Here is a 21,363-nt window from a genome sequence, read left to right as displayed (position 1 = left end):
TTAACCTCTTACAATCACGTTAAGTTGGGTGTTTTCGCTTGCGTATTGCATGGCGCTTTCTAGCAGTTCTGGTTTGTTTAATGGCTTGTCAGAACACTCGTAAGGCATATCGAGCAAACGGTATTTATTGATGCCGAGCGTGTGGTACGGCAGCAAGTGAAGTTCTTGGCAGCTTTCTAGTGAAGCCGCAAAATCGATGATGTCTTTCAACTCTTCGATGGTGTCATTGAACCCCGGCACCACGGGAACGCGAATCACAATGCGTTTCGCGATAGGTGCCAGTTTTCGGAAATTGTCTTTGATGCGTTTTAGTGAACCTTTCGCCCAGTTAAGAAACTTTTCTTCATCGGTGTGTTTTAAATCCGCCAACCAACAACCAATATGCGGCGCGGCTTTTTCGACGTTCTTCCACGGCACATGCATACACGATTCAATGGCGGTAGAGACTTGGTTGTCATGCAGACGCTGTGCGAGTTCTGCCACCAAATCCGCTTGCATGAGTGGCTCACCACCGGAGAAGGTCACGCCACCTTGGCTTTGGTCGTAGAAAGGTTTGTCTTTCATTAAGGTGTCGAACAGCATGTCTGATTTCGCCTCTTCACCACAGACGGTCAGTGCTTGCGTAGGACAGACATTGCGCAGCGCGATCAGTTGGTCTTCTTTGATGGCTTTGCGATTGATGATGATCTGGTTGTCGATGCGTTGAATACCATAGCTCACCGTTTCACTACCCGCAGTAGATTGAGTTGTAGCTTGATAAGCAGAAACGCACAGCTGGCAATCTTCCATGCAGCTTCGCTGATCAAACAACAGTGAATGCTTTTCGCTGCGGCTTTCTGGGTTTTGACACCAAGGGCAAGACAAGCTGCATCCTTTAAGAAAAAGAATGGAACGAATGCCATCGCCATCATGGGTAGAGAATCGTTGAATATTGAAATACATCTCTGCTTGCCTCTTGGTCTGTGCTACCGCTGTGTACTTAATCCGTTTCTTGCTGGTTAAGTCTTATCAACGGCTTTTCTTTGTTCGAACTGAAAGCTTCATTTGAGCGTTTACAAGTTTCACTTAACTTTCATTTAATGAAATTATTATAGTTTCAAATGAAATTTCAATTGATCGAGGTCAAGATCTCGTTCGATTGTCAGATCTATAGTGATCCCATCATCAAAACGAAGATTTTGTTTAAGGTAGAAACCATGATTGAACTTTATTTAGATACTGCTGATGTGGCAGAAGTAAAACGCTTTAACCAATGCCTACCGCTAAAAGGCGTGACGACAAACCCAAGCATTTTGGCGAAGTCAAAACAGGGACTGAATGAAACCCTAGCAGGCATGCAAGAAGCACTTGGCGGTACACCTCGCTTTCACGCTCAAGTCGTGAGTTCAACCGTCGAAGGTATGGTGGCAGAAGCACGCCAACTGAATGAATTGCCTTACGACATGGTGGTAAAAGTGCCAGCAAAAGAAACCGGCTTAGCAGCAATTAAGCTAATGAAAAAAGAGGGAATTCAGGTTCTTGCCACCGCTATCTATTCAGCTCAACAAGGTTTCCTTGCAGCACTGTGCGGTGCAGACTATCTAGCACCTTACGTAAACCGCATTGATGCGATGAACGGCAACGGTGTTGAAGTGGTCGCAGATCTTCAATTGTTGCTCGATCAAAACCAACTACCAACGAAGATTTTGGCAGCCAGTTTCAAGAACACTCAACAAGCGATGGAGGTGATGAAACTGGGCATCGAAGCCATTACATTGCCAACTGATGTGACGGCACAAATGTTCGCACATCCAGCAGTAAAACCGGCGGTTGAGCAGTTCGATAAAGACTGGAAAGAGACGTTCGGCGAGAAGCTTTCATTTGAAAGCTAATTAAAAATAGCAGCTAGATGTCTTAGTTAGGGTCTATTGAACTTTCATGGTTAAATTTTGTTCGAGATAAAAGCGTTTTAATCGCGGCGAGAGGTTTGCCGCCTAGTCATTCTAAGCAATTACCTCTCAACAAAGAGTAAAACGCTTTTAGCCGAATCCTTCGGGCAGCGTTTGTGGTTCATTTTTACTTCATTACCGGCTTGTCAGTTACACCAACTACATTTCAGATGTCTCTACCTCATATAAATTACCCACAAATAGCTGCAAAAATCAGCTTGAAAGCTCAATAGACCCGATTAATAAGGGAATCTTAACTCACCCTGTGCGCCGGTGAACTTAAAGTTCCCTTTTGTATTTCATATAAACAGGTGAGGTTTACAGCAGTTCTCTATTGGTCAGTGACCAAAGGTACACGCGCTTTAGTAAACAGATTTTGATCCTTTTACGAATACCTCGTTTGGAATGGCGGAGTCGGTTTGGTAGCACAATGGCTTTCATCTCGTTTTTCATTTCTTTTCCATCCACCAACACAGTAGACCTCCGATGCAGTAAGCCAGCAGATCTTTCCAATCAAATGTGGTGCCCCAAATTACAGCCAGCGGTGATGAAGGTTCGATACCAAGCCAAGCTGCGACCTGTAACAGTTGCCCTAACTCAACAGCAAACGCAATCAACACCACCAGTGAAACCAGCCAGTTAACGGGCATGGAGAACAAGCTTGCAAGAAAGTAGTAAAGCCAAACCACAACCAGAACATCACCAAATGTCGGTCGAATAAAGCTGTCTCGAACATAGAGCGCAATAACGACCAATGCGATAAAACACACCAAGCTTTTCAGTCCATTTTTTGCAGAAAATCGCAGGAGGATAGCGCACGTTTCTTCCACCATATCGCTTGGCTGACCAGTAAGAGTGACTCGTTTAAACATCTTCATGATTCGCCTTTGCACTTTCTTCTGCTTTCTTATTTCGTGCGTACCAGTCGATGTTGCGTGTAATAACCATCGTGAAGCTCAAAATCGCGAAACACAGCAATGTCCCCATAACCAATGCGTAGCTTTCTGCTTGTAGCAAGCCAAACAGTAATCCGTAGAGAGTAAGTAAACACGCTCCGAATATCGCGCCGTGTTTGGTGTTGCTCAACATACCGCTCACGTACACACTTAATAGCCCAGTCGATGCGACTGCCGACACCACATACGCCCAGTTGAAGCCGAGGTGTTCACTCATCGAAATCAGCAACAGATAGAAAAGCGCTAAAGCCAGACCAATAAAACCGTATTGTACTGGGTGAACCGGACGCGCTTGGAACAGCTCCAGCAAGAAGAAACTCGCAAATACTAATGTGATAACCAACAGTGAATAGTTCACTGCTCGGTGAGATTTCAGATAGTGGTCCACGGGATCAATCAAATCTACGCCCATTTGTCGCTGTTCAAGCTCATGACACGCGTGATTCGATGACAAACAGCTTTGGAACAGTTGCGCGATATTGGTAGAGAAGTTGTTGCTCGCCCATTGTGCATTAAATCCATCTTCAGAGACTTCTGATGACACCGGTAAGTAATCACCAATAAAGCTTGGATGTGCCCAAGTTGAAGAAAGTTCAACCGTTGTTTGACTGCCGATTGGTGTGACTTGAAGCTGCCCCATCCCTTGCAGCAAGAAGTTAAGATCGAATGCCAAAGGTTGTTCTGCGTTTAGGTCTGCGAGTATCAGAGCACTGTGGAAGCCTTGTGGTAACTGATCTAACCCCGTTCCCGGTGCGACTTCGATTTCAGAGCTCGCCATGGTCATGTCATCCAAACGAATCAATCCACGGCTGTCTTCAATACCAACCACTAGGCTCATGTTTTCAATATCAAGCCCCTGCAATGCCGTGAGATCGTCTGCATCAAAAGTGCCTTTCAGCGCCACTTGTGCTTTGTATAAACGCGCGCGGTAAATGCCTCGGTACTTTTCAAAACTGTCCAGATTTGCGTTCATATCAAAAGTGCTGGGTAGGAGGAATTTACGACGCTCTTTAATCTGTACTTTGTCATCTCGGTAACTGGTTTCGGTGTAGTTAACCATGATGAATGGACCAATGATGCGCTGTTCGCCGCTGCTGCTGCGTGCGATGTCGTTTCTGACTTCATCTTGGCGATATGAGCGCTCTGAGATCAACCCTGTGACCATTGAAAGCGGGATTTGCAGTAAGACAAACAAAAACAGCACGAAAGCGAACTTCGTGCCGAGTTGGTTATTGAGGATCTTTTTCATATTTCATTCTCCATTTGCTGATGGAAGTAATCTAGATCAGCAATTTGGAGAACGAATGGAGCTAATGTGGAGTTTCTATGGAGTTGGTAAGATCAGGGTCACTTTCACACCAGAATCGACGTTTTCGACTTGCAACTTACCTTTGTGCAGCTTGACCACTTGCTCAACAAAATTAAGCCCAAGCCCAGTACTCTTAACACCATTTTCCCGAGCTAGGGAGTAGAAGCGCTCGGTCAAACGAGGCATCGCGTAGTCGGGAATGTGAGGACCTGAATTGAAAATCGATAGGCACAGCTTCTCTTTCGTGACCTCAGCCTTCCATTCAATACGTCCCTCTGAATGAACAAAATCCAGCGCATTATCCATCAGGTTAAAAACGGCTTGCTTCAGTAAGAAGGCATCACCAAGCACGGCGAGATGGTCATCAATTTGGATGTTGGCAATCACCGACTTAGCACTCAAACGCGCATCCGCCGATTCAACCACTTCATTGACCATTTGTTTTAGCGAGATAGCTTCGACTTGTTCTAGCTCAGGACGCTTTTCAAGACGAGCCAGTTCGAGCAACTTATCAATCAATGACTGCATGCGGTCGCTCTCTCGCTCAATGTTGCCAGCAAAGCGCGTAACCTTTTCTTCAGGCAACGGCATTTGCAATATTTCACTCGCGCCTTTAATCGCTGACAACGGGCTTTTCAGCTCATGAGTCAGCGTCTGTACGTACTCTTCCACATACTGTTTACCATCAAGCTGGTTGCGCATTTTCTCCAATGCGTCGCTTAGCGTGCCGTACTCATAAAAGATACGAAATGTTGGCTTAGAAACCTTTTCGCCCTCACCCATTTTGGTCGCGTAGTCTTCTAGCTTGTTCAGTGCCGAGTGAATTCGCCAAGCAAACAATGCCCCTGCCAATAGCACTAAACCACTCATCCACACCATCCAAAACAATACATTGCGTTTAGAAAGATCGATGAAGGGTTGTACTGAGCGATTAGATTTTGCCACCGTCACGCTGCCAATGATTTCGCCTTTGTGGTAGATGGGCGCAGCAACGTGCATGACGGTTGAAAGCGGATCTTTCGGGTCTTCGATGGTACTGCGCGCGCCGTATTGACCGCGCAACGTGAGATACACATCATTCCATTGTGAGTAGTCTTTGCCAACGTCTTGCTGCCAAGAATCCGCAATCACAATCCCTTGTTTATCGGTGATGTAAATTCGATGATTAATCGCTTTTTTGCCAATTTCCCAAATGCGCGCTTGAGGTTCTCGCTGCCCATAAGCCGCTAGCAGTTTGGAGAAGCGACTCTCAGACAACTTTCCGTTTGCAACGTCCTCTTCTGCCAATACCGCGAGCAAGTTCGCCATATCCACCAGCGTCTCTTCAGTGGTTTGACGCACGGTTGGCTTAAGTTCTTGGACAACGGTTTTGCTCACCATGTAAGCCGTCATTCCGACTAAGATGAAGTAGAGAAAAAACAGTCTGAGTCCAAGCGGGATCTTCGGCCAGCGATTCATCATTCACCTTTAATGCAGTAAAAGTAACCAAAGCCACGTTTGGTACAGATGCGTTCAGACATCTCAAACGGCTTCAACTTATGGCGAATGGCTTTGATGTGGGTATCGATATTGCGCTCGTATGCAGCCTCTGGCGCCATGCCTGCCGCGACCATGAGCTGCTCTCGGCTCAATACATTGGAAGAGACGGAAATCAGCTTATCGAGAATCTTAAATTCGACCGCAGTTAACCCAAGCATTTGCCCGCCAACACCGTAGTCAAAGTTTTGCGCAACCAAATCATGGCTCAATTGAGATTGTTCTGGAACAGCAACAGGCTCTGGTTTGTGCTCCATCATTGGCGCTTTAGCTTTGATTCGAAGTTTAATGCGCGCCAGCATTTCTCGCGGGCTAAATGGCTTAGTTACGTAATCATCTGCGCCAATCTCCAAGCCCACTACACGGTCAATTTCATCGCTTCTTGCGGTGAGAAAGATAATGGGAATATCAGAAAACTCACGGATGGTTTTGCACAATTCAAAACCATTGCCATCCGGTAAGCCTACGTCTAACACAAGTAACGATGCTGAGTTATGCTGCAAAAAGGCTAAGCCCTCTCCTGCTGTTGCAAACCACTCTGCGTGGTAGCCATCCATCTCTAATACATGAATCAGGTTCTCTGCGATAGCAGATTCATCCTCGATAATAAGGACGGTGGGTTGTTCGCTCAATGTCTTAGCCTCATTGACGGTGTTTATCTTTATGTTGGTATTATCACTTAATTTGGAGCCAAGGCTAGTGGATTGATGCAGCAAAGGCGCAGTTCGTGGATAATACTAATCAAACACACTTCTATTCAGCATAATAAATTTATCACTTAGATTAATGGGTCACCACAATTGTGAATACAATGATTTCAACCATTGATATGAACAGTGTTCATTTTAAACTCAAGTTATCAATTCGATTTTATTTAAAGGATAGTCACTGATGAAAAGAGCGCTAATCCCCCTGGCTTTACTGACTTTGCTCTCAGGTTGCGCCAGCATGTCTCCGGATGAGTGCAAAACGGCAAACTGGTACAACGTAGGTTATCAAGATGGCCGAGATGGCAACGATCCAAACATTATCAATAGCTATACCGAAGACTGTGGTGAAGCGGGTGTGACACCCGACCGAGCGAAATGGAAAGAAGGCTTTGATAAAGGCACTATCCAATATTGCTCACCAGACAATGGGTACACTGTCGGTATCGAAGGCAAAGAATATTACGGTGTATGCAGCAGCAAAGAGTTTATTGAGAACTACCAGTTAGGTCATCAAGAATATCAACGCCAGCAACGCATCCAACAAATCGATACTGAAATCTCGGTCATCGATAATCAGCTTGATGGCAATCCAGACAAAGATAATGCCAAGAGACTGAAAGAGAAGAGAAAGCGATTGGCTGACGAGCGTTCAAGCCTCTTGTCGCCAACCATCAACTTGAATCTGAATTTCTAAATCGATTGGATTTAGCTTCTAAAAATTCATGGCCCTAACTCAGTTCTAGGGTCATGAATTGACTGTTCGGATCGAGTTCGTAATCCCCGAACGGCTCGCAGTACACAAAGCCATGCTTTTCATACAACAGGCGCGCTGGTTTAAAAAACTCCATCGAGCCCGTTTCTAAACTCAAGCGCTGCAAACCTTTTTGCTTCGCTTGCTCAATCACATGAATCAATAATTGAGATGCCACACCTTGGTTTCTTGCCGTAAGCGTGGTGCGCATGGATTTCAGCTCCGCGTGTTGGTCATCCAACTCTTTAATCGCCGCACACCCAAGCAGTTGCTCACCTTTCCATCCGGTCCAAAATGTCACTTCTGGCGCTTTGAGCTTATCTAAATCTAACGCATGCACGCTTTCTGGTGGTGACGTGGCGTACATGTCCTGTAAATGTCCTTCCAACAGCGCTATCACTTGCGACCGTTCTAAATTGTCGATTTCAATCCTCATCTTTCCATCCTTGGTTTTTAACTATCTAAGTCACCTTAAGTATATGTTTTAAAATTAAATGTCCATCCCAAAACTCAAAGATACCTAGGTTTGTACAAAACTAAGGCGATTGAATAATAGAAAAGCCCCAGCACAGATATCAAAACATCATGTGTTGGAGCTTCATTTGCATTTCTATGTAAGCCTATTCGTAAAGTTCTGGCGTACTTTGTAACTGTTCACTAAATTTGAAAATATCGTCAATCGAGTCGATTGGATGGCGGGTTTCTGTTTTAGCTTCATCAAAGAGGCCAATGTACTTTTGTTTGGTATTGAACCAAAGGCGACATAATGGCTTCCGATTGTTGTCATCAAGCAGGATACCAAAATAACTTTGCGTATCACGGGCGCACACTCGCTGTACATCAACTTGTTGTCGCAATATCGCCTTAACTACATTAAAACCCTCGATCTCTTCATCTGTCGTTTGAACTTTGGGCTTATCTTGAGCAGGTTCGACGGATTCTTCAAAGGTGTTAACGCTATCGTCTACCTTGATCGGTGCTTTATCATCTCCACCAATTGCAGATTTCAATCGAGCATTAATGCTGTCGTTCAAGAATTGTTTTAGAGCCTTCGTTGTAATATCCATGAACTGTGCTTTGACTTTTGCGGTTTGGACGCCATCGTACACTTTTGAAGTAAAGAATTTTACAAACTCCTCTTCAGGGTTCTGAAACTGTTCATGAAGTGCTTTTTTAATTTGATTGAGGTACTTGAGCTCACCGGCAGCATCAACTACAGACTCAACATCAAAAGAAGACTTGGTAAGCTTTTTCACTTCGGGAATTACGTGCTCATCAAGATTGGCAAGATCCAAAGTCAAAAACGGCTTTTCATCCATTTTATTTGGAGCGTCTAAGTCCGTAAAAAACTGATATTCAGATCCATTAGTTAAAATCGCAATACGAGCATTGGTTACTGAAAAATACCGAAACAATTGATTAGCATGTTTAGTGGCCAATGGCTCACCAAATTTTTTACACTCGATAAGAATTTGTACAACCCCATCTTTAATGAGTGCGTAATCTACTTTTTCTCCCTTCTTCGTAGCAATGTCAGCAGTAAACTCAGGGATAACCTCATTTGGATTAAAGACATCATAACCTAATACAGAGTGCAAAAATGGCATTACTAATGCGTTTTTTGTTGCTTCTTCTGTAGCTAAACTCGCTGATACTTGCGGAATTTTTTTGGAAAGAGCTTGAACTCGTTCTATAAAATCCATAAGACACTCCATCATATTGTTCATTTAAACACTTAAAGTATATATGACACTGGTATCTTAAAATGTTGTGTAGTTAAAAGTTTGAATGCCATATGCAAACACTCACCCAACAGCGAACTTAAAGCGATTGTCTCATAATGTGCTGCGGTCCAACGGGGCCGCCGTGGTAAAGCTCATTGATATCTTCAAACCCTGATTTTAAATAGCACTGATAAGCGGGTATGTTGCGGCAATTCACGGTGAGATAAAGCGCATCAAACTCGGGATAATGGCGTTTGGCGAAATCGGCAAACTGTTGAATGGCTTGCTTGGCGATGCCTTTGCCTTGATGACGGTGATCCACCAGCAAAGCACGCACGCCTAAACTGTTTTTCGGGCAAAAATCGTATTTCTCGCTGTAAGCTGCATCAAATAGAAAAAAGCCAACCACGTCATCGTCTGCCAAAATCAGATGCGGAAGTTCTGTAGGTTCAAGACATGTAAGCATTTCACCCACATCCGCGACCGTAAACTGCGATTGCTCTTCTAGCACGCTAAGTTCGCAAGTTTGTTTATGTCGCTCAGGCGAATACTTTTCAATAGTAATCATAATCTTCCTTGTTGTTTTTATGCTCAATTCATACAGGGTATGTCGTAAATAGAAATACCTAGTGTCGTATTTCCCACTCGCAGGCAAACGTTTAGCACTCTATTATCCTCACCATTCGATAGAGAGGTTTCCATGTCCCGTTTTTTACTTTGTAGTTTTGCACTCGTTTTACTCTACCCTACTGCCATTGATTTGTATCTTGTTGGTTTGCCTCAAATTGCGTCAGATCTCAATGCCAGTGAATCTCAGTTGCATATTGCGTTTTCGATCTATTTAGCTGGCATGGCTACCACCATGTTATTCGCGGGGAAAATTGCAGACTCTGTGGGACGAAAACCTGTTGCCGTCGTCGGCGCGATGATCTTCGTGCTCGCATCCTTTCTCGGCGGGATGGCTGAGCACCCAAACACTTTTTTGATTGCTCGCTTTTGCCAAGGCATCGGGGCTGGATCTTGCTATGTCGTCGCATTCGCGATTTTACGCGACACGTTAGACGATGAACGCCGCGCGAAAGTATTGTCGATGCTCAATGGCATCACCTGTATCATTCCAGTGATCACCCCCGTGATTGGTCACTTGATTATGCTGAAATTTCCTTGGCCGAGTTTGTTTACCACGATGGCAGGAATGGGCATTCTCGTCAGTGTATTGGCCATTTTTGTTCTCAAGGAATCACTACCCAGCCAACAACGTGAAGAACAGACAGCGCCAGAGAGCCATCAAGAGACTTTCTTCGAGCGATTTTTTATCAGTAGGCTGATCATTACTGCGCTTGGAGTGACCACCATTCTGACCTTTGTTAACGCTTCACCAATTGTCGTGATGAGCATGCTTGGTTTTGATCGCGGCGGCTATTCTTCCATCATGGCAGGGACTGCGACGATCAGTATGTTGATTTCGTTCTCGGCGCCATTGGCATTGGGGATTTTTAAGCAGCGAACCTTAATGATCACCTCTCAAGTATTGCTCGCTTGCGCAGCCATCGTGCTCAGTGCTGCCCATTTCCATGATGGACAATCTCTTTACTATGTATTCGGACTTGGGCTGATTTGCGCTGGCTTCGCTTGTGGCTTTGGCGTGGCCATGAGCCAAGCGCTCAGCCCATTCTCTCAACAAGCTGGCGTGGCGAGCTCGTTACTGGGCATTGCTCAAGTTTGTAGTTCAGCGTTCTATATTTGGTTTATGGGTTTCATCGGCGTTAGTGCTCTGAATATGTTGGTGTTTATCTTAGTGTTAGGTAGCGTAATCAGCCTTGCTCTAATACTATTGATTCCAAAGCCTGTTCACGATACCCATTATGAAGAAATCCCTAGCGCGACTTGACTTAAACTTACTGTTCACTCTGCAATTATTGCTGCAAGAACAAAGCGTCTCGAAAGCCTCAAAAAAGCTGAACGTTACGCCCTCTACCGTAAGTAAGTCGCTCAACAAACTTCGTCATTGGTTCGATGATCCTTTGTTTGTCAAAACACCTAAAGGTCTTGCGCCAACGCCTTTGGCACAAAGCATGGAGCAAGATCTTGCAGAATGGCTGCAAATTGGCAGCCAGATTGCAGAAAAACGCAGCGATATTACGCCTAAAGGAGTGCGTTTTGATATCACGATTGAGTCGCCATTAGTGCTCACAGTGCTGGACAGACTCATCGTCGCTATCCACCAGCGATACCCTGAAGCGAAAGTAAAAACCAGTAACTGGGATTACGATTCACTCGACGCCATCATTCGGGGCGAGGCGGATATCGGTTTTACCGGCCGAGAGAGTCACCCGAGATCGAAAGAGTCGTTGGATCTTCTGCCTTATTTCTTGGATTTTGAGATTCTATTTTATGACCTGCCGATGGTGTATTTACATAAAGATCATCCGGCATTACAGCAAGAGTGGAATCTCGAGACCTTTCTGAGCTACCAACACATCAATATTGTTTGGGAAAAAAGTGAAACTTGGGCGTTGGATGAAGTATTAACGGAACTAGGGCTACAGCGCTCTATCGGGCTGACGATGTCCAACTTTGAGCAATCTCTTTTTATGGCAGCGCAGCCGACGCATGACATGATCACCACCGCGCCGCACTATTGCAAAAGTTACACAGAAAAGCTGCATCTCGATTTGGTGTGCTTGCCAATTCCGTTAGACAAAACTCAACAAGACAAGTTACTGATTCCATTTACCATGATTTGGCATAAACGCAATGCGTACAACCCCAAATTGCTATGGTTGAAAAACACCATTAAGTCATTGTACAAACAACCTTCCCAACCACAGTAAGACTCAGGCTAAGGTCAGGTTTTCTCTGGTTATTTTTAATGACTTTCTTGCTCTGATAGCTATAACTAATCACTTTATCAACTAATAAAAATGTTCTTTTGGATCTACACTAGCTGTTCATTTACACGCTAAGGATCAAGGATGTCGACCTTCTTACTCACTGCTATTGCAATGCTGGCGTTCGCTGCCAATTCATTATTGTGCCGACTTGCCTTGGCAGAAGGGTTAATTGATGCGGGAAGCTTCACGCTCGTTCGATTGATATCTGGCGCGATTACCTTAATCACAATGCTTGTCGTGAGAGGTCAGTGGAAAACCGATCGGCCAACTTCTCGCTTTCGCTTTTTTGCTGGCGTGGCGTTATTTGGTTACGCAGCCCTTTTCTCTTTCGCGTACTTACAACTGGCGACAGGAACTGGTGCTTTGCTTTTGTTTGGTGCCGTGCAACTTACATTACTGGCGATCTATTGGTTGCAAGGTGAGCGCTTTCAGTTTCTCGAAATCATCGGTATCGGCCTTTCAATTGTTGGATTTGTTTGGTTGATGTTGCCATCTGCCACTCGCCCCGATATTAGCTCTGCACTTCTTATGTTGATTTCTGGCGTTTGTTGGGCTGCGTTTACTGCGCTCGGTAAACAAGCACCTTCTCCAAGTAGTGGCATCACGTGGGGATTCATCGCTGCATCAATAATTGGCGTGCTCCTTTCGCCATTAATCTTGTCCTCAATCCACCTTTCTTGGAGCGGAGTGTTGCTCGCTATCGCATCTGGTGCCATTGCCTCTGGCCTTGGTTATACACTTTGGTACCAAGTCGTACGTAAGCTCTCTTTACTTCAAGCCGCCGTCAGCCAACTTTCCGTGCCAGCCATTGCTTTGCTACTCGGCACCGTCGTACTCCACGAGCCTCTTTCACTGCATATTCTTTTAACCAGCGGCATCATTCTTGGTGGCATCGCTTTGGTTTTTTTATCTCGATCCAAAAAAACAAACGAACAATCGGCAAGCCGATAAAAAGTAATAACTTTCCCTCTCAAGTACCCATTCATCATCTATGCTTTTTAAAGCAGTAAAGCTCATTGCAGATGGTACAAGTGGTCTGCTTTGGTACCAGGCGAAGAATATAAGGTGAGAATTGGCTCACACAATGCAGCGATTTTGTTTCAAAAGTGAGAATCATCACAGATCGCGAATTTGCTCGTTTTAGGCGTTTCACCAATAACGCCAAGGGCTAGCACGAGATCAAGCCAAATACGCACTTTTTGTTTTGACAAAGGGTTTACAAAGCACACTTTTTCACCCGCTATATTCCGCCCCCCGAATTTATTCAGAACAAGAGTCTGATTATTCATATAAGAAATTCATCAACTTATAACGATAAGCCTGAGCAAACTTTGACACTATGAACGACAAAATAAAATTCGCTATTAAAGTATCGCTTAGCCTAACTCTGGCTTATCTGATCCCGTTTGCCATGGGTTGGCCGCAAGCATCGACGGCCGCAACCACAGTGATGCTGATTGCATCCACAGGCAGTCGTCGTGAATCCCTCGCCAAAGGTACCTTACGCGTGTTAGGTACATTGGTTGGTGCCGTGGTTGGCTTGTTACTGGTGGGGTTGTTTGCTCAAGACCGCTTGCTGTACATGCTGAGCGTGTCGGTTGTGGTCTCATTCATTTTTTACTTCCGTAATGCCTATCAAAAAGATCCTACGCTACTCATGCTGACCGGTGTGATGACACTGATGATGTCCAATGGCGGTGACGCAGAAGGTGCGTTCCTTTATGGCGTTGACCGCGCCTATATGACGGTGTTTGGGGTGGTGGTTTACACACTCGTGGGAACTTTCTTATTCCCGACCAAAACAGAACAAAACCTAAGACAGCTCATCGAACAACTCAACCAAGCACAACGCGCGTTGTTCACCGCTATCTTGCAAAATTTCGAGCAAAAATCGGCAGGGCAAATCTCTCCTCAAGAAGGCGGAGAAGAAAATCCAGAAGCGGAAGAGCCACAACCTCCTAGCGTGGACACTCTCATCGAACAGATGTTTGCCGCTCAAAATGCGCTCGAACAGCGTTTTTCCACGGTCAGTGTGGAATGCAGTGACGTGTCGGCCTACATGAAAGAGTGGCGCTTGGCAGTTCATTTGAACAAGCAGGTAACGCAACAATTGACCGTCGCGGCGCACAGCCACTTTAGCCACCAGCAAGACCGTGAAAGCATCAGCAACTTTGATCAAGCCGTGGCGGAAATTGACGCGCTATTTGATACCAGCCAACAAGTCTGGGACGAAAAAGAACCCGCTTATCGTGCTCAGGAATTCAAAGTCAAATACAACCAAGCGTTGCTAGAAGACGCAGCGCACCTAGAGAAAGGCTCTGCGCTTACGCTTGGTCACCTGTTGGAACTGATGCATCAAAATTTGTCGCGTTTAGCGGAGAGCATTAGCTGTATTGACTCTGTGACGAACAATGTCTCCTTTGACGTGCCACTGCCGAAACCGAAAGGCAAGTTTCTATGGTGGGACGCAGAAAACTTTAAAACTGCGGTCAAAACCTTTGTTACCTATTGGGTTGCAGGACTGATTTGGATTTACTTCAATCCACCAGGCGGCTACTCATTCGTGGTCTTCTCGACCATGTTTATGTCTTTGCTGTCGTTCGTGCCTGTGCACCCAATTTTGTTGCTTGTGCTGTTCACTTTCGGCTTCTTGTTCGCGGTACCTTCTTACGTCTTCATCCTTCCGCAATTGGATCTCGGATTAGAACTTGGCCTGTTTATCTTTATCTACACCTTTATCGGTTTTTATCTGTTTAACGGGCCAGTGACGATTTTCTATATGATTGGCTTGTTTGTTCTTGGTTTAGACAACAACATGTTTTATCACTTCGGGATCCTCATGACGATCATGCTGTTGTTCTACATGGTGGTGTTCATGATTATTTTCGCGCACTACTTCCCGTTTAGCTCACGACCAGAACACCTCTTTTTGACCATAAAAGAACGCTACTTCCGACATACCCGAGAGCTGTTCACTACCTATAAACAGCAGTCCAGCTCGGTTATTACGCCGCTCAAACGGGCCTTGCACTTGGTGACGCTCAATGTCTCATCGAAAAAGCTCAAAGTCTGGGGTTCGAAAATCAACCACAAACACTTTGATAAAACCACGCCAGAAGCGATTGGCGCGTTTAGCAAAGCGTGTGATGTACTCAGTAATCACATCAACATCTTAATGGCCGCCGAGAAAAAGTTGATGACCAATCCGCTGATTACTCAACTTCGCCAACAACACCGCGATTCCATCATTCCTTTGATGGCGGGCGCTTTAGCCAGCCACCAAGCAACACAAGAACTCGACTCCGTATTCGACCAATACAGTCAGGATTACCAAACATTCGAAGATAAACTGGAAGATTTTTTTAGTGAGTTGGATTTATCTGACTACGCTTATTCTGAGATAGCCGGTTTTTATATCTTGCTGAATTTAAAACGGAACGTGTTCGAAGCAATCAAGCATTGCAAGCAAACCTACGAGGATATCGATTGGGTGAACTTACAACAGAAGCGGTTTTAAAGGTGGGGATATGATGCTTCCAAAACTAACCAAACCAAGCCTCGCCATACTTTCCCTGCTCGGGCTCAGTGCGTGTACCACTGTGGGGCCAGACTATGTCCACCCACCGCAAACGCCATTGCCAAGCGATTGGTCGTTGCAAAAAGCCGCCAAAGATACGCAGCAATCCGAGCAACAATTACAACAGTGGTGGCAGCAGTTTAACGACCCGACGCTCAATCAATTAGTCGAGTTGGCGAATGAGCAAAACCTAGACATCGAAGCCGCAGGGCTACGAATTGTCCAAGCACGTTCATTGCTTGGTATTTCGACTGGCTTGCAATACCCACAAGTTCAAACCGTGTCAGGAAACCTAGCGCGTGCCTACGTAAATGATCAGGGCGTGAATAACGCCACTTTGTCGTTTGATGCTGCTTGGGAAATGGATGTTTGGGGCAAATACGCTCGTGGTATCGAATCTGCAGAAGCTGGTTATTACGCATCCATCGCGTCGTATCACGACATCATGGTCACCATAACCGCCGAAGTGGCGCGCAATTACATCAACTATCGCACATTCCAAGAACGTATTTTGCTGTCTCGCCGCAACATAGAGATTCAAGAGCGTGTCGTACGTATTACTCAGGTGCAGTTCGACTCTGGCAACGTTACAGAATTGGACGTTCAACAAGCTAAAAACCAACTCTACACCACCAAAGCAGCGTTACCGAGCCTCGAAGTGGCAATGAAGCAATCACGTACTGTGTTGGCTTTGCTACTGGGTCTGTTACCAGAAGAAGTAGATCGACTGCTACAGTCGGATGGGATGCACAAGCAAATCGCTGAGTACGAAGCCCAGTTCAAATCGACGGGCAGAAAATCGGCGCTATCGGGCACCGACGAGCGTTCCATTGTGCCACGTCCACCGCTTTTGGATACGCAAGTGGATGCTAACTTAGTGATGCGACGTCCGGATTTGCAAGTCTCTGAGATGCAAGCTCGCGCGCAAAGTGCGCAGATTGGCGTGGCAGAAACCGCTCTGTACCCAAGCTTTTCGTTGTTCGGTTCCATCGGTATCGACAGTACGGTTCCCGATGGCAGCAGTTTCAGTTTTAGCGATTCGCTCACCATGGTGGTTGGCCCAACGTTCAGTTGGAACATTTTCCAATACGGACGCGTGAAAAATAACATTCGTTTCGAAGATGCTCGCTTCCAAGAAACGCTGACGAACTACAACAAAAAGGTACTGCAAGCCGTTAATGAAGTCACCAATGCAATCGAAGCGTATGACCTGTATTTGCAACAAAAAGATTTACGCTTGCAATCGGTCAACTCTTCCATTCGTGCGTTCAACATATCCATGACACAGTACGAAAACGGACAAATTTCATTCGAACGTCTGCTTAACTCGGTAGAAAAAATGACCCGTGCGGAAGACAGCTACGCAACGATCAAAGGGAACGTGGCGAACCAAGTTGTTGCACTCTATAAAGCCCTCGGTGGAGGCTGGCAAACCCAAACAGGCAAACCCTTCCTCAGTGAATCTATTGCCAAGCAAATGACAGAACGAACTGACTGGGATGGTTATTTAAATGAAGAAAACCGCGTATTGCCGCCTTTGCGCCTCGAAACTCCGGCTGAGACCAGTGATGAAAACAAAACGGAGGATCTCTAATGCCTCATGAACTTTCTTGGGGAGACGTTTACTTTTCTCCCACGTTACTGGTGCTCTTTCTCGCCGTCACGGCCACGTGGATAACGGTGATGATATTGAACAAGACACGTTTGTCTCGCTTCATCACTTTTCCGTCTCTGACGTTTATTGCCATCATGGTCGGTTATGTGGTGGCCATCGACAGCTTTTATATTCAATTTTAGGTGCCAAACAAGATGAAAAAACTATTCGTAATCGCACTCAATCTTGTCATTCTTGGTGGCGCAGCTTGGCTCGGCTATCAAAAGTTTGAGGAATACTTTAATAACCCATGGACACGAGATGGACAAGTGCGTGCTAACGTCATCAAAGTGGCTCCTCGCGTTTCAGGCCCAATTGTAAATGTCGCGGTGCAAGACAACCAAGAAGTAAAAACGGGGGATTTACTGTTTGAAATCGACCCTGCTACTTACCAGGTTGCGTTATCTCAAGCCGAAGTAGCACTGGATCGCTCCATTGTTAGCTCTCGCGGTAAAAAAATCGAATATGACCGCCTAAAAGACATTCGTGCCAAAGACCGTGGCGCGGTTTCTCACAAGGATCTGATTCGTCGTGAAATCGCTTACGAAGAATCGCTACTGCAAATCAAATCTGCAGAAGAACAACTAAAATCAGCACGCCTAAACCTCAGCTTTACCAAAGTTTATGCGACCGTCGATGGTTTTGTATCTAACCTCGATATTAGAAACGGTACGCAAGCGGTCGCAAACCAACCACTGCTCGCACTGATCGACAAAAACAGCTTTTGGGTATTTGGTTTCTTCCGTGAAAACCAACTTGCGCAAATCGAACCTGGCAGCCAAGCGCGTGTCACTTTGATGTCTCACCCAGACACGCCAATTGACGCGACGGTTGACTCGATTGGTTGGGGTATTGCGCCCAAAGACGGCACGGTCGGCTACAACCTTCTTCCAAACGTAAACCCTGTTTTTCAGTGGATTCGCCTAGCACAACGTATTCCGGTGCGAATCTCCCTACAAGAACTTCCTGAAGATGTTGATCTTCGATTCGGGCTTTCTGCGTCCATCATGGTGATGAAAGAGTCATCCGCAGAAAGTGAACAATAACTAAGTGAGAAGAGCCATGGTCATTGGTAAAAACCTCAAAAACATTAATGAAGAAAACAACTTCTTCTATCTAACCTTAGCGCTAGTGATTTTGTTGTTAGGAAGTGCGATGGCACAAGTCGTAGGTGAAGGGACGATTGAACACATACTTCAGGCTTTCACGGTTCTGACGTTTATCGTCTGTTTTGCGAGCCTTCGCTTTGACAAAACCTGGTCTCGTTTCCTCTATAGCCTGTTTGGTGTTTGGGTTCTTGTGATTGTGATCAAGACCGTTTTCAACATCAGAGAGATGAATGTGGTGATGCTTGCCCTCACCTTTGCGTTCTTTTTCGGCACTTTTAAATCCATCGCAAGACAGATTCTTTTCACCGGCCATGTCAACAGCAACAAAGTCATTGGCTCGGTAGCGCTTTTCTTGCTACTTGGTCTGATGTGGGCGATTGCCTACCTCATTCTGCTTGAGTTTTCGCCTGAAGCCTTTACCGGTATGGAAGCGATTTCTTGGGGGCAGAACTTCTCCAATGCAGCGTATTTCAGTTTCGTTACCTTAACCACGCTCGGTTATGGCGACATTAGTCCTCTAACACCACTGGCTCAAGTCGTGGTGTATTTAGAGGCCATCACAGGTGTTTTTTATATGGCGATTGTTGTTTCAAGTCTCGTCAGTTCTAACATTGATCATCAGGTAAACAAAAATGGATAAACAATCGGTAAAAATCGACAGTAAGCTTTTCATCAGTAATATGGTGGAATCAGCAATACGCATTGGCTTGATCTTTGTCTTGCTGATGTTTACGTACGACATCATCAAACCCTTCATACTTCCGGTTATTTGGGGCGCTATTATAGCCGTCGCTTTAATGCCGCTTACCCAAAAATTGCAGCGTGTATATGGTGGTCGCAGAGGTCTGGCAGCCACAACCATTGCTTTACTTGGTATTGCCCTCCTTGTCACGCCACTTGTTATGGTATCAGGCTCCATTGTGGATGGTGCAACGCACGCGCTTGAAGTACTACAAAATGGTCAAGTGAAAATACCAGGGCCAAAACCTTCCGTAGCGGATTGGCCTATCGTGGGTGATAAGCTCTACGAAGTGTGGACCCTATTCGCTACTAATCTTGAGCAAGCGATTCAAACCTTTATGCCACAAATAAAGGCAGGACTCACATCTTTACTGGGTACACTGGGGGGCGTATTGGGAAGTTTACTGCTTTCAATCTTGTCACTTGCGATTGCAGCAGGTTTCATGACGTACTCTGAATCTGCGGCATCAGGCCTAAGAACCATCGCGATTCGTACCGCTGGTGAAAACGCAAAAAGCTGGACCACGCTTATCGCTGCGACAATTAAAAGCGTACTGCTTGGCGTAGTCGGTGTAGCGGCGATTCAAGCACTGTTGATCGGTGCTGGTTTCTTCGTATTTGGCGTTCCGGCAGCAGGTTTACTCACACTGCTTCTAATGATCTTATGTATCGCTCAGCTCCCGGCGTTGCTCGCAGTGCTACCTGTGATTGGCTTCATGTACATGACCCAAGACACCTCAACAGCAACCATGTTTACTGTTTGGGTCGTAGTTGCGGCTCTTTCTGAAAACCTGTTCAAACCAATGTTAATGGGACGTGGCGTCGACGTGCCAATGCCTGTGATTCTGCTCGGTGCCATCGGTGGTATGCTTTTCTACGGCATCGTTGGTCTGTTCTTAGGTGCCGTTATCCTAGCAATTTGGTATGAGTTATTTGTTTGGTGGTTGAGCATTGAGAAAGCACAACAGCAAGAAGAAATGGCAGAACAACAAGGCGCTTCTGATGACCAATCAGAACCTGGACACGGTGCTGGTATTTAATAAATCAATAAGTTAGAAAGAAATTCAATCTATAACTTATGATATCAAACCGCTGCATTTCAGCGGTTTGATTCTATTTGGATCACAGTTTCGTCGTAATAAATGCGATAAAAATGACGTTCTTGTTAAATTTTCATACTTATTACACTTGGGAGTTGCAATCGGGCAATGAACGATGCACTCTCGATGACCACTAATTTGCTTAGGATAAAAACAATGAAATTGATCAAGCCTTTAACTTGTGCGCTTGCTCTCGCAATGAGTGGCATGGCATTCGCAGATGTAACCGTGAGTGTTCCTGACAACGTTTCAGTATTGGCGGCTAACGGTGAAAAAGCAGATCTTTCGGGTGGTTTTTTCGCCTCTGAAAGAACACTGACGTTACCTGATGGCCTTAACCAAGTCGTATTTCGTTTCGCCCCTTACTTCAACCAAGGTAATGACCGTTTAAGTGTTGAAAGCGATGTTATCGTTACACGATTTGACGCGACCAATGCCGAACTCACTCTACAAATGCCAGAATACCGCAACCTACGTGATGCGGAAGAGAAGATCAAAGACTTAGATTGGAAACTGGTTGATGATTCAGGCAACGCAATCGCGGTTGACCAGGACAAGTTGCTCAAACCGGGTATGCAAATCGGTCGTGATTACGTACGTGAAATCGAAGATTATAACCAAGCTGGCGGTGCAGCAGCCGTGGCTTTTGCTGGCGCAGCGACCATGCAGCCAGTCACGCTTCCTGCAAAGGTTCCTGCGGATATGAAGCAAGTGAGAGCAACTGCGGTTAAAGCGGATTCGACAGCTGAAGAGATGCTGCACTTCTGGTACCAAAAAGCAGACGCAGAAACCAAAGCTCGCTTTAAGAAATATGTTAATCAACAGTAAATCTGGTTAACTTTATCGATATTAAAAAAGCCACTTCACGTGGCTTTTTCGATCAAAAAATTAGGAAACTTGGACAACTTTAGTATTGGCGATCAAGTCATGCAACAAACGTCGCTCCGGATGAAAGAACAACAATGCCAAATTTACCAACGGGATCCCCGGAATGAGCATCTCCAGTAAGTAGCTAATAACAAGCCTTAACCCTGCTGTAACTTTCGTTGCCTTACTATCATTTTTCATTACAACTTTAATACCAATCATGCGCATACCAATGGTTTGCCCATGACTCAATGCATTCCAGTTGATCATTAAAACCGTTGGTAAAGAAAGCAAGTAAAACGCCTGAGTTTCACGAACAAGCGTGAGGTTATCTGCTAAAGAGAGCTGAAAGTCGTTAAGAAAAGAGTTAATACTCAATGCGATGATTAACACGACCACCATCGTAAAGAGCAGGTCGATAAAACCAGCAATGATTCTCTGTTGCTTGCTCGCGATAAAAGCATACATGGACTTCAGTCACCTCAATGTAATTGGTTAAGCGAGAAT

The 21,363-nt window shown here is 45.4% G+C and carries 21 protein-coding genes; 12 read left to right on the top strand and 9 right to left on the bottom strand.

The genetic code is table 11. The features are described from left to right. Positions 1-942, bottom strand: a complete 942-nt coding sequence (locus tag KI742_RS06920) for a glycyl-radical enzyme activating protein (RefSeq protein ID WP_285385266.1) — start codon at positions 940-942, stop codon at positions 1-3. Between the two features lie 254 nt (positions 943-1,196). Here KI742_RS06920 and KI742_RS06915 point away from each other — a divergent pair, with 254 nt between their 5' ends. Then, the gene (locus tag KI742_RS06915) at positions 1,197-1,871 is read left to right on the top strand and encodes a fructose-6-phosphate aldolase (RefSeq protein ID WP_285385267.1); all 675 of its coding nucleotides are present in this window, start codon (positions 1,197-1,199) and stop codon (positions 1,869-1,871) included. 506 nt (positions 1,872-2,377) lie between these two features. Here the strand turns inward: KI742_RS06915 and KI742_RS06910 are convergent. From KI742_RS06910 to KI742_RS06895, 4 genes are all read right to left on the bottom strand, one after another. Continuing rightward, the gene (locus tag KI742_RS06910; RefSeq protein WP_285385268.1) at positions 2,378-2,806 is read right to left on the bottom strand and encodes a DUF2809 domain-containing protein; all 429 of its coding nucleotides are present in this window, start codon (positions 2,804-2,806) and stop codon (positions 2,378-2,380) included. Further along, a complete protein-coding gene (creD, locus tag KI742_RS06905) occupies positions 2,793-4,133 on the bottom strand; it encodes a cell envelope integrity protein CreD (protein ID WP_285385269.1) in 1,341 nt (446 codons plus the stop codon). Before creD ends, KI742_RS06910 begins: the two co-directional genes overlap by 14 nt. A 75-nt stretch (positions 4,134-4,208) precedes the next feature. Further along, positions 4,209-5,651 (bottom strand): two-component system sensor histidine kinase CreC, encoded by a 1,443-nt coding sequence (gene creC / locus KI742_RS06900; protein WP_285385415.1) that lies wholly within the window; start codon positions 5,649-5,651, stop codon positions 4,209-4,211. After that, positions 5,651-6,361 (bottom strand): response regulator, encoded by a 711-nt coding sequence (locus KI742_RS06895; RefSeq protein WP_086047228.1) that lies wholly within the window; start codon positions 6,359-6,361, stop codon positions 5,651-5,653. The genes creC and KI742_RS06895 overlap by 1 nt, the downstream gene beginning before the upstream one ends. Positions 6,362-6,620: 259 nt before the next feature. Here KI742_RS06895 and KI742_RS06890 point away from each other — a divergent pair, with 259 nt between their 5' ends. Further along, positions 6,621-7,133 carry a DUF2799 domain-containing protein gene (locus KI742_RS06890; protein ID WP_005374970.1) on the top strand — a complete coding sequence of 171 codons (513 nt, stop codon included), beginning with the start codon at positions 6,621-6,623 and terminating at the stop codon, positions 7,131-7,133. A 34-nt stretch (positions 7,134-7,167) separates the two neighbouring features. On the opposite strand, the gene KI742_RS06885 is transcribed toward KI742_RS06890, so the two are convergent. From KI742_RS06885 to KI742_RS06875, 3 genes are all read right to left on the bottom strand, one after another. After that, the gene (locus KI742_RS06885; RefSeq protein WP_285385270.1) at positions 7,168-7,626 is read right to left on the bottom strand and encodes a GNAT family N-acetyltransferase; all 459 of its coding nucleotides are present in this window, start codon (positions 7,624-7,626) and stop codon (positions 7,168-7,170) included. Between the two features lie 184 nt (positions 7,627-7,810). Continuing rightward, positions 7,811-8,893: a type I restriction endonuclease gene (locus KI742_RS06880; RefSeq protein WP_053303885.1), complete on the bottom strand. Its 1,083-nt coding sequence runs from the start codon at positions 8,891-8,893 to the stop codon at positions 7,811-7,813. 118 nt (positions 8,894-9,011) lie between these two features. Next, the gene (locus tag KI742_RS06875; protein ID WP_285385271.1) at positions 9,012-9,482 is read right to left on the bottom strand and encodes a GNAT family N-acetyltransferase; all 471 of its coding nucleotides are present in this window, start codon (positions 9,480-9,482) and stop codon (positions 9,012-9,014) included. A 132-nt stretch (positions 9,483-9,614) separates the two neighbouring features. Between KI742_RS06875 and KI742_RS06870 the strand changes: the two genes are divergently transcribed. From KI742_RS06870 to KI742_RS06825, 10 genes are all read left to right on the top strand, one after another. Beyond that, the gene (locus KI742_RS06870; protein WP_285385273.1) at positions 9,615-10,805 is read left to right on the top strand and encodes an MFS transporter; all 1,191 of its coding nucleotides are present in this window, start codon (positions 9,615-9,617) and stop codon (positions 10,803-10,805) included. After that, the gene (gene yidZ, locus KI742_RS06865; RefSeq protein ID WP_171345523.1) at positions 10,780-11,748 is read left to right on the top strand and encodes an HTH-type transcriptional regulator YidZ; all 969 of its coding nucleotides are present in this window, start codon (positions 10,780-10,782) and stop codon (positions 11,746-11,748) included. The genes KI742_RS06870 and yidZ overlap by 26 nt, the downstream gene beginning before the upstream one ends. A gap of 141 nt (positions 11,749-11,889) precedes the next feature. Next, complete coding sequence (locus KI742_RS06860) at positions 11,890-12,759, top strand: DMT family transporter (RefSeq protein ID WP_285385275.1); 870 nt, start codon at positions 11,890-11,892, stop codon at positions 12,757-12,759. 388 nt (positions 12,760-13,147) lie between these two features. Continuing rightward, positions 13,148-15,325: an FUSC family protein gene (locus KI742_RS06855; protein ID WP_285385276.1), complete on the top strand. Its 2,178-nt coding sequence runs from the start codon at positions 13,148-13,150 to the stop codon at positions 15,323-15,325. A gap of 10 nt (positions 15,326-15,335) precedes the next feature. Then, entirely contained in the window at positions 15,336-16,979 is a 1,644-nt protein-coding gene (locus tag KI742_RS06850) for a TolC family protein (protein WP_285385278.1), read from the top strand. After that, entirely contained in the window at positions 16,979-17,182 is a 204-nt protein-coding gene (locus KI742_RS06845) for a DUF1656 domain-containing protein (protein ID WP_285385280.1), read from the top strand. Before KI742_RS06850 ends, KI742_RS06845 begins: the two co-directional genes overlap by 1 nt. Positions 17,183-17,194: 12 nt before the next feature. Then, on the top strand, positions 17,195-18,085 hold the full coding sequence (locus tag KI742_RS06840) for an HlyD family secretion protein (protein WP_285385281.1): 891 nt from the start codon (positions 17,195-17,197) through the stop codon (positions 18,083-18,085). A gap of 16 nt (positions 18,086-18,101) precedes the next feature. Then, positions 18,102-18,788: a potassium channel family protein gene (locus KI742_RS06835; protein ID WP_047102392.1), complete on the top strand. Its 687-nt coding sequence runs from the start codon at positions 18,102-18,104 to the stop codon at positions 18,786-18,788. After that, positions 18,781-19,929 (top strand): AI-2E family transporter, encoded by a 1,149-nt coding sequence (locus tag KI742_RS06830; protein WP_285385283.1) that lies wholly within the window; start codon positions 18,781-18,783, stop codon positions 19,927-19,929. Before KI742_RS06835 ends, KI742_RS06830 begins: the two co-directional genes overlap by 8 nt. A 216-nt stretch (positions 19,930-20,145) precedes the next feature. Next, on the top strand, positions 20,146-20,817 hold the full coding sequence (locus KI742_RS06825; protein ID WP_017634411.1) for a DUF2057 domain-containing protein: 672 nt from the start codon (positions 20,146-20,148) through the stop codon (positions 20,815-20,817). 60 nt (positions 20,818-20,877) lie between these two features. Here the strand turns inward: KI742_RS06825 and KI742_RS06820 are convergent, their stop codons facing one another. Next, complete coding sequence (locus KI742_RS06820) at positions 20,878-21,324, bottom strand: RDD family protein (RefSeq protein WP_025768614.1); 447 nt, start codon at positions 21,322-21,324, stop codon at positions 20,878-20,880. Positions 21,325-21,363 lie beyond the last annotated feature (39 nt).

Origin of the sequence: Vibrio sp. D417a (assembly GCF_030248595.1) — a bacterium.
Taxonomy (GTDB): Bacteria; Pseudomonadota; Gammaproteobacteria; order Enterobacterales; family Vibrionaceae; genus Vibrio; species Vibrio alginolyticus.
Note: the sequence above shows the minus strand (reverse complement) of the source record. Positions and strands in the feature narration are given on the sequence as shown.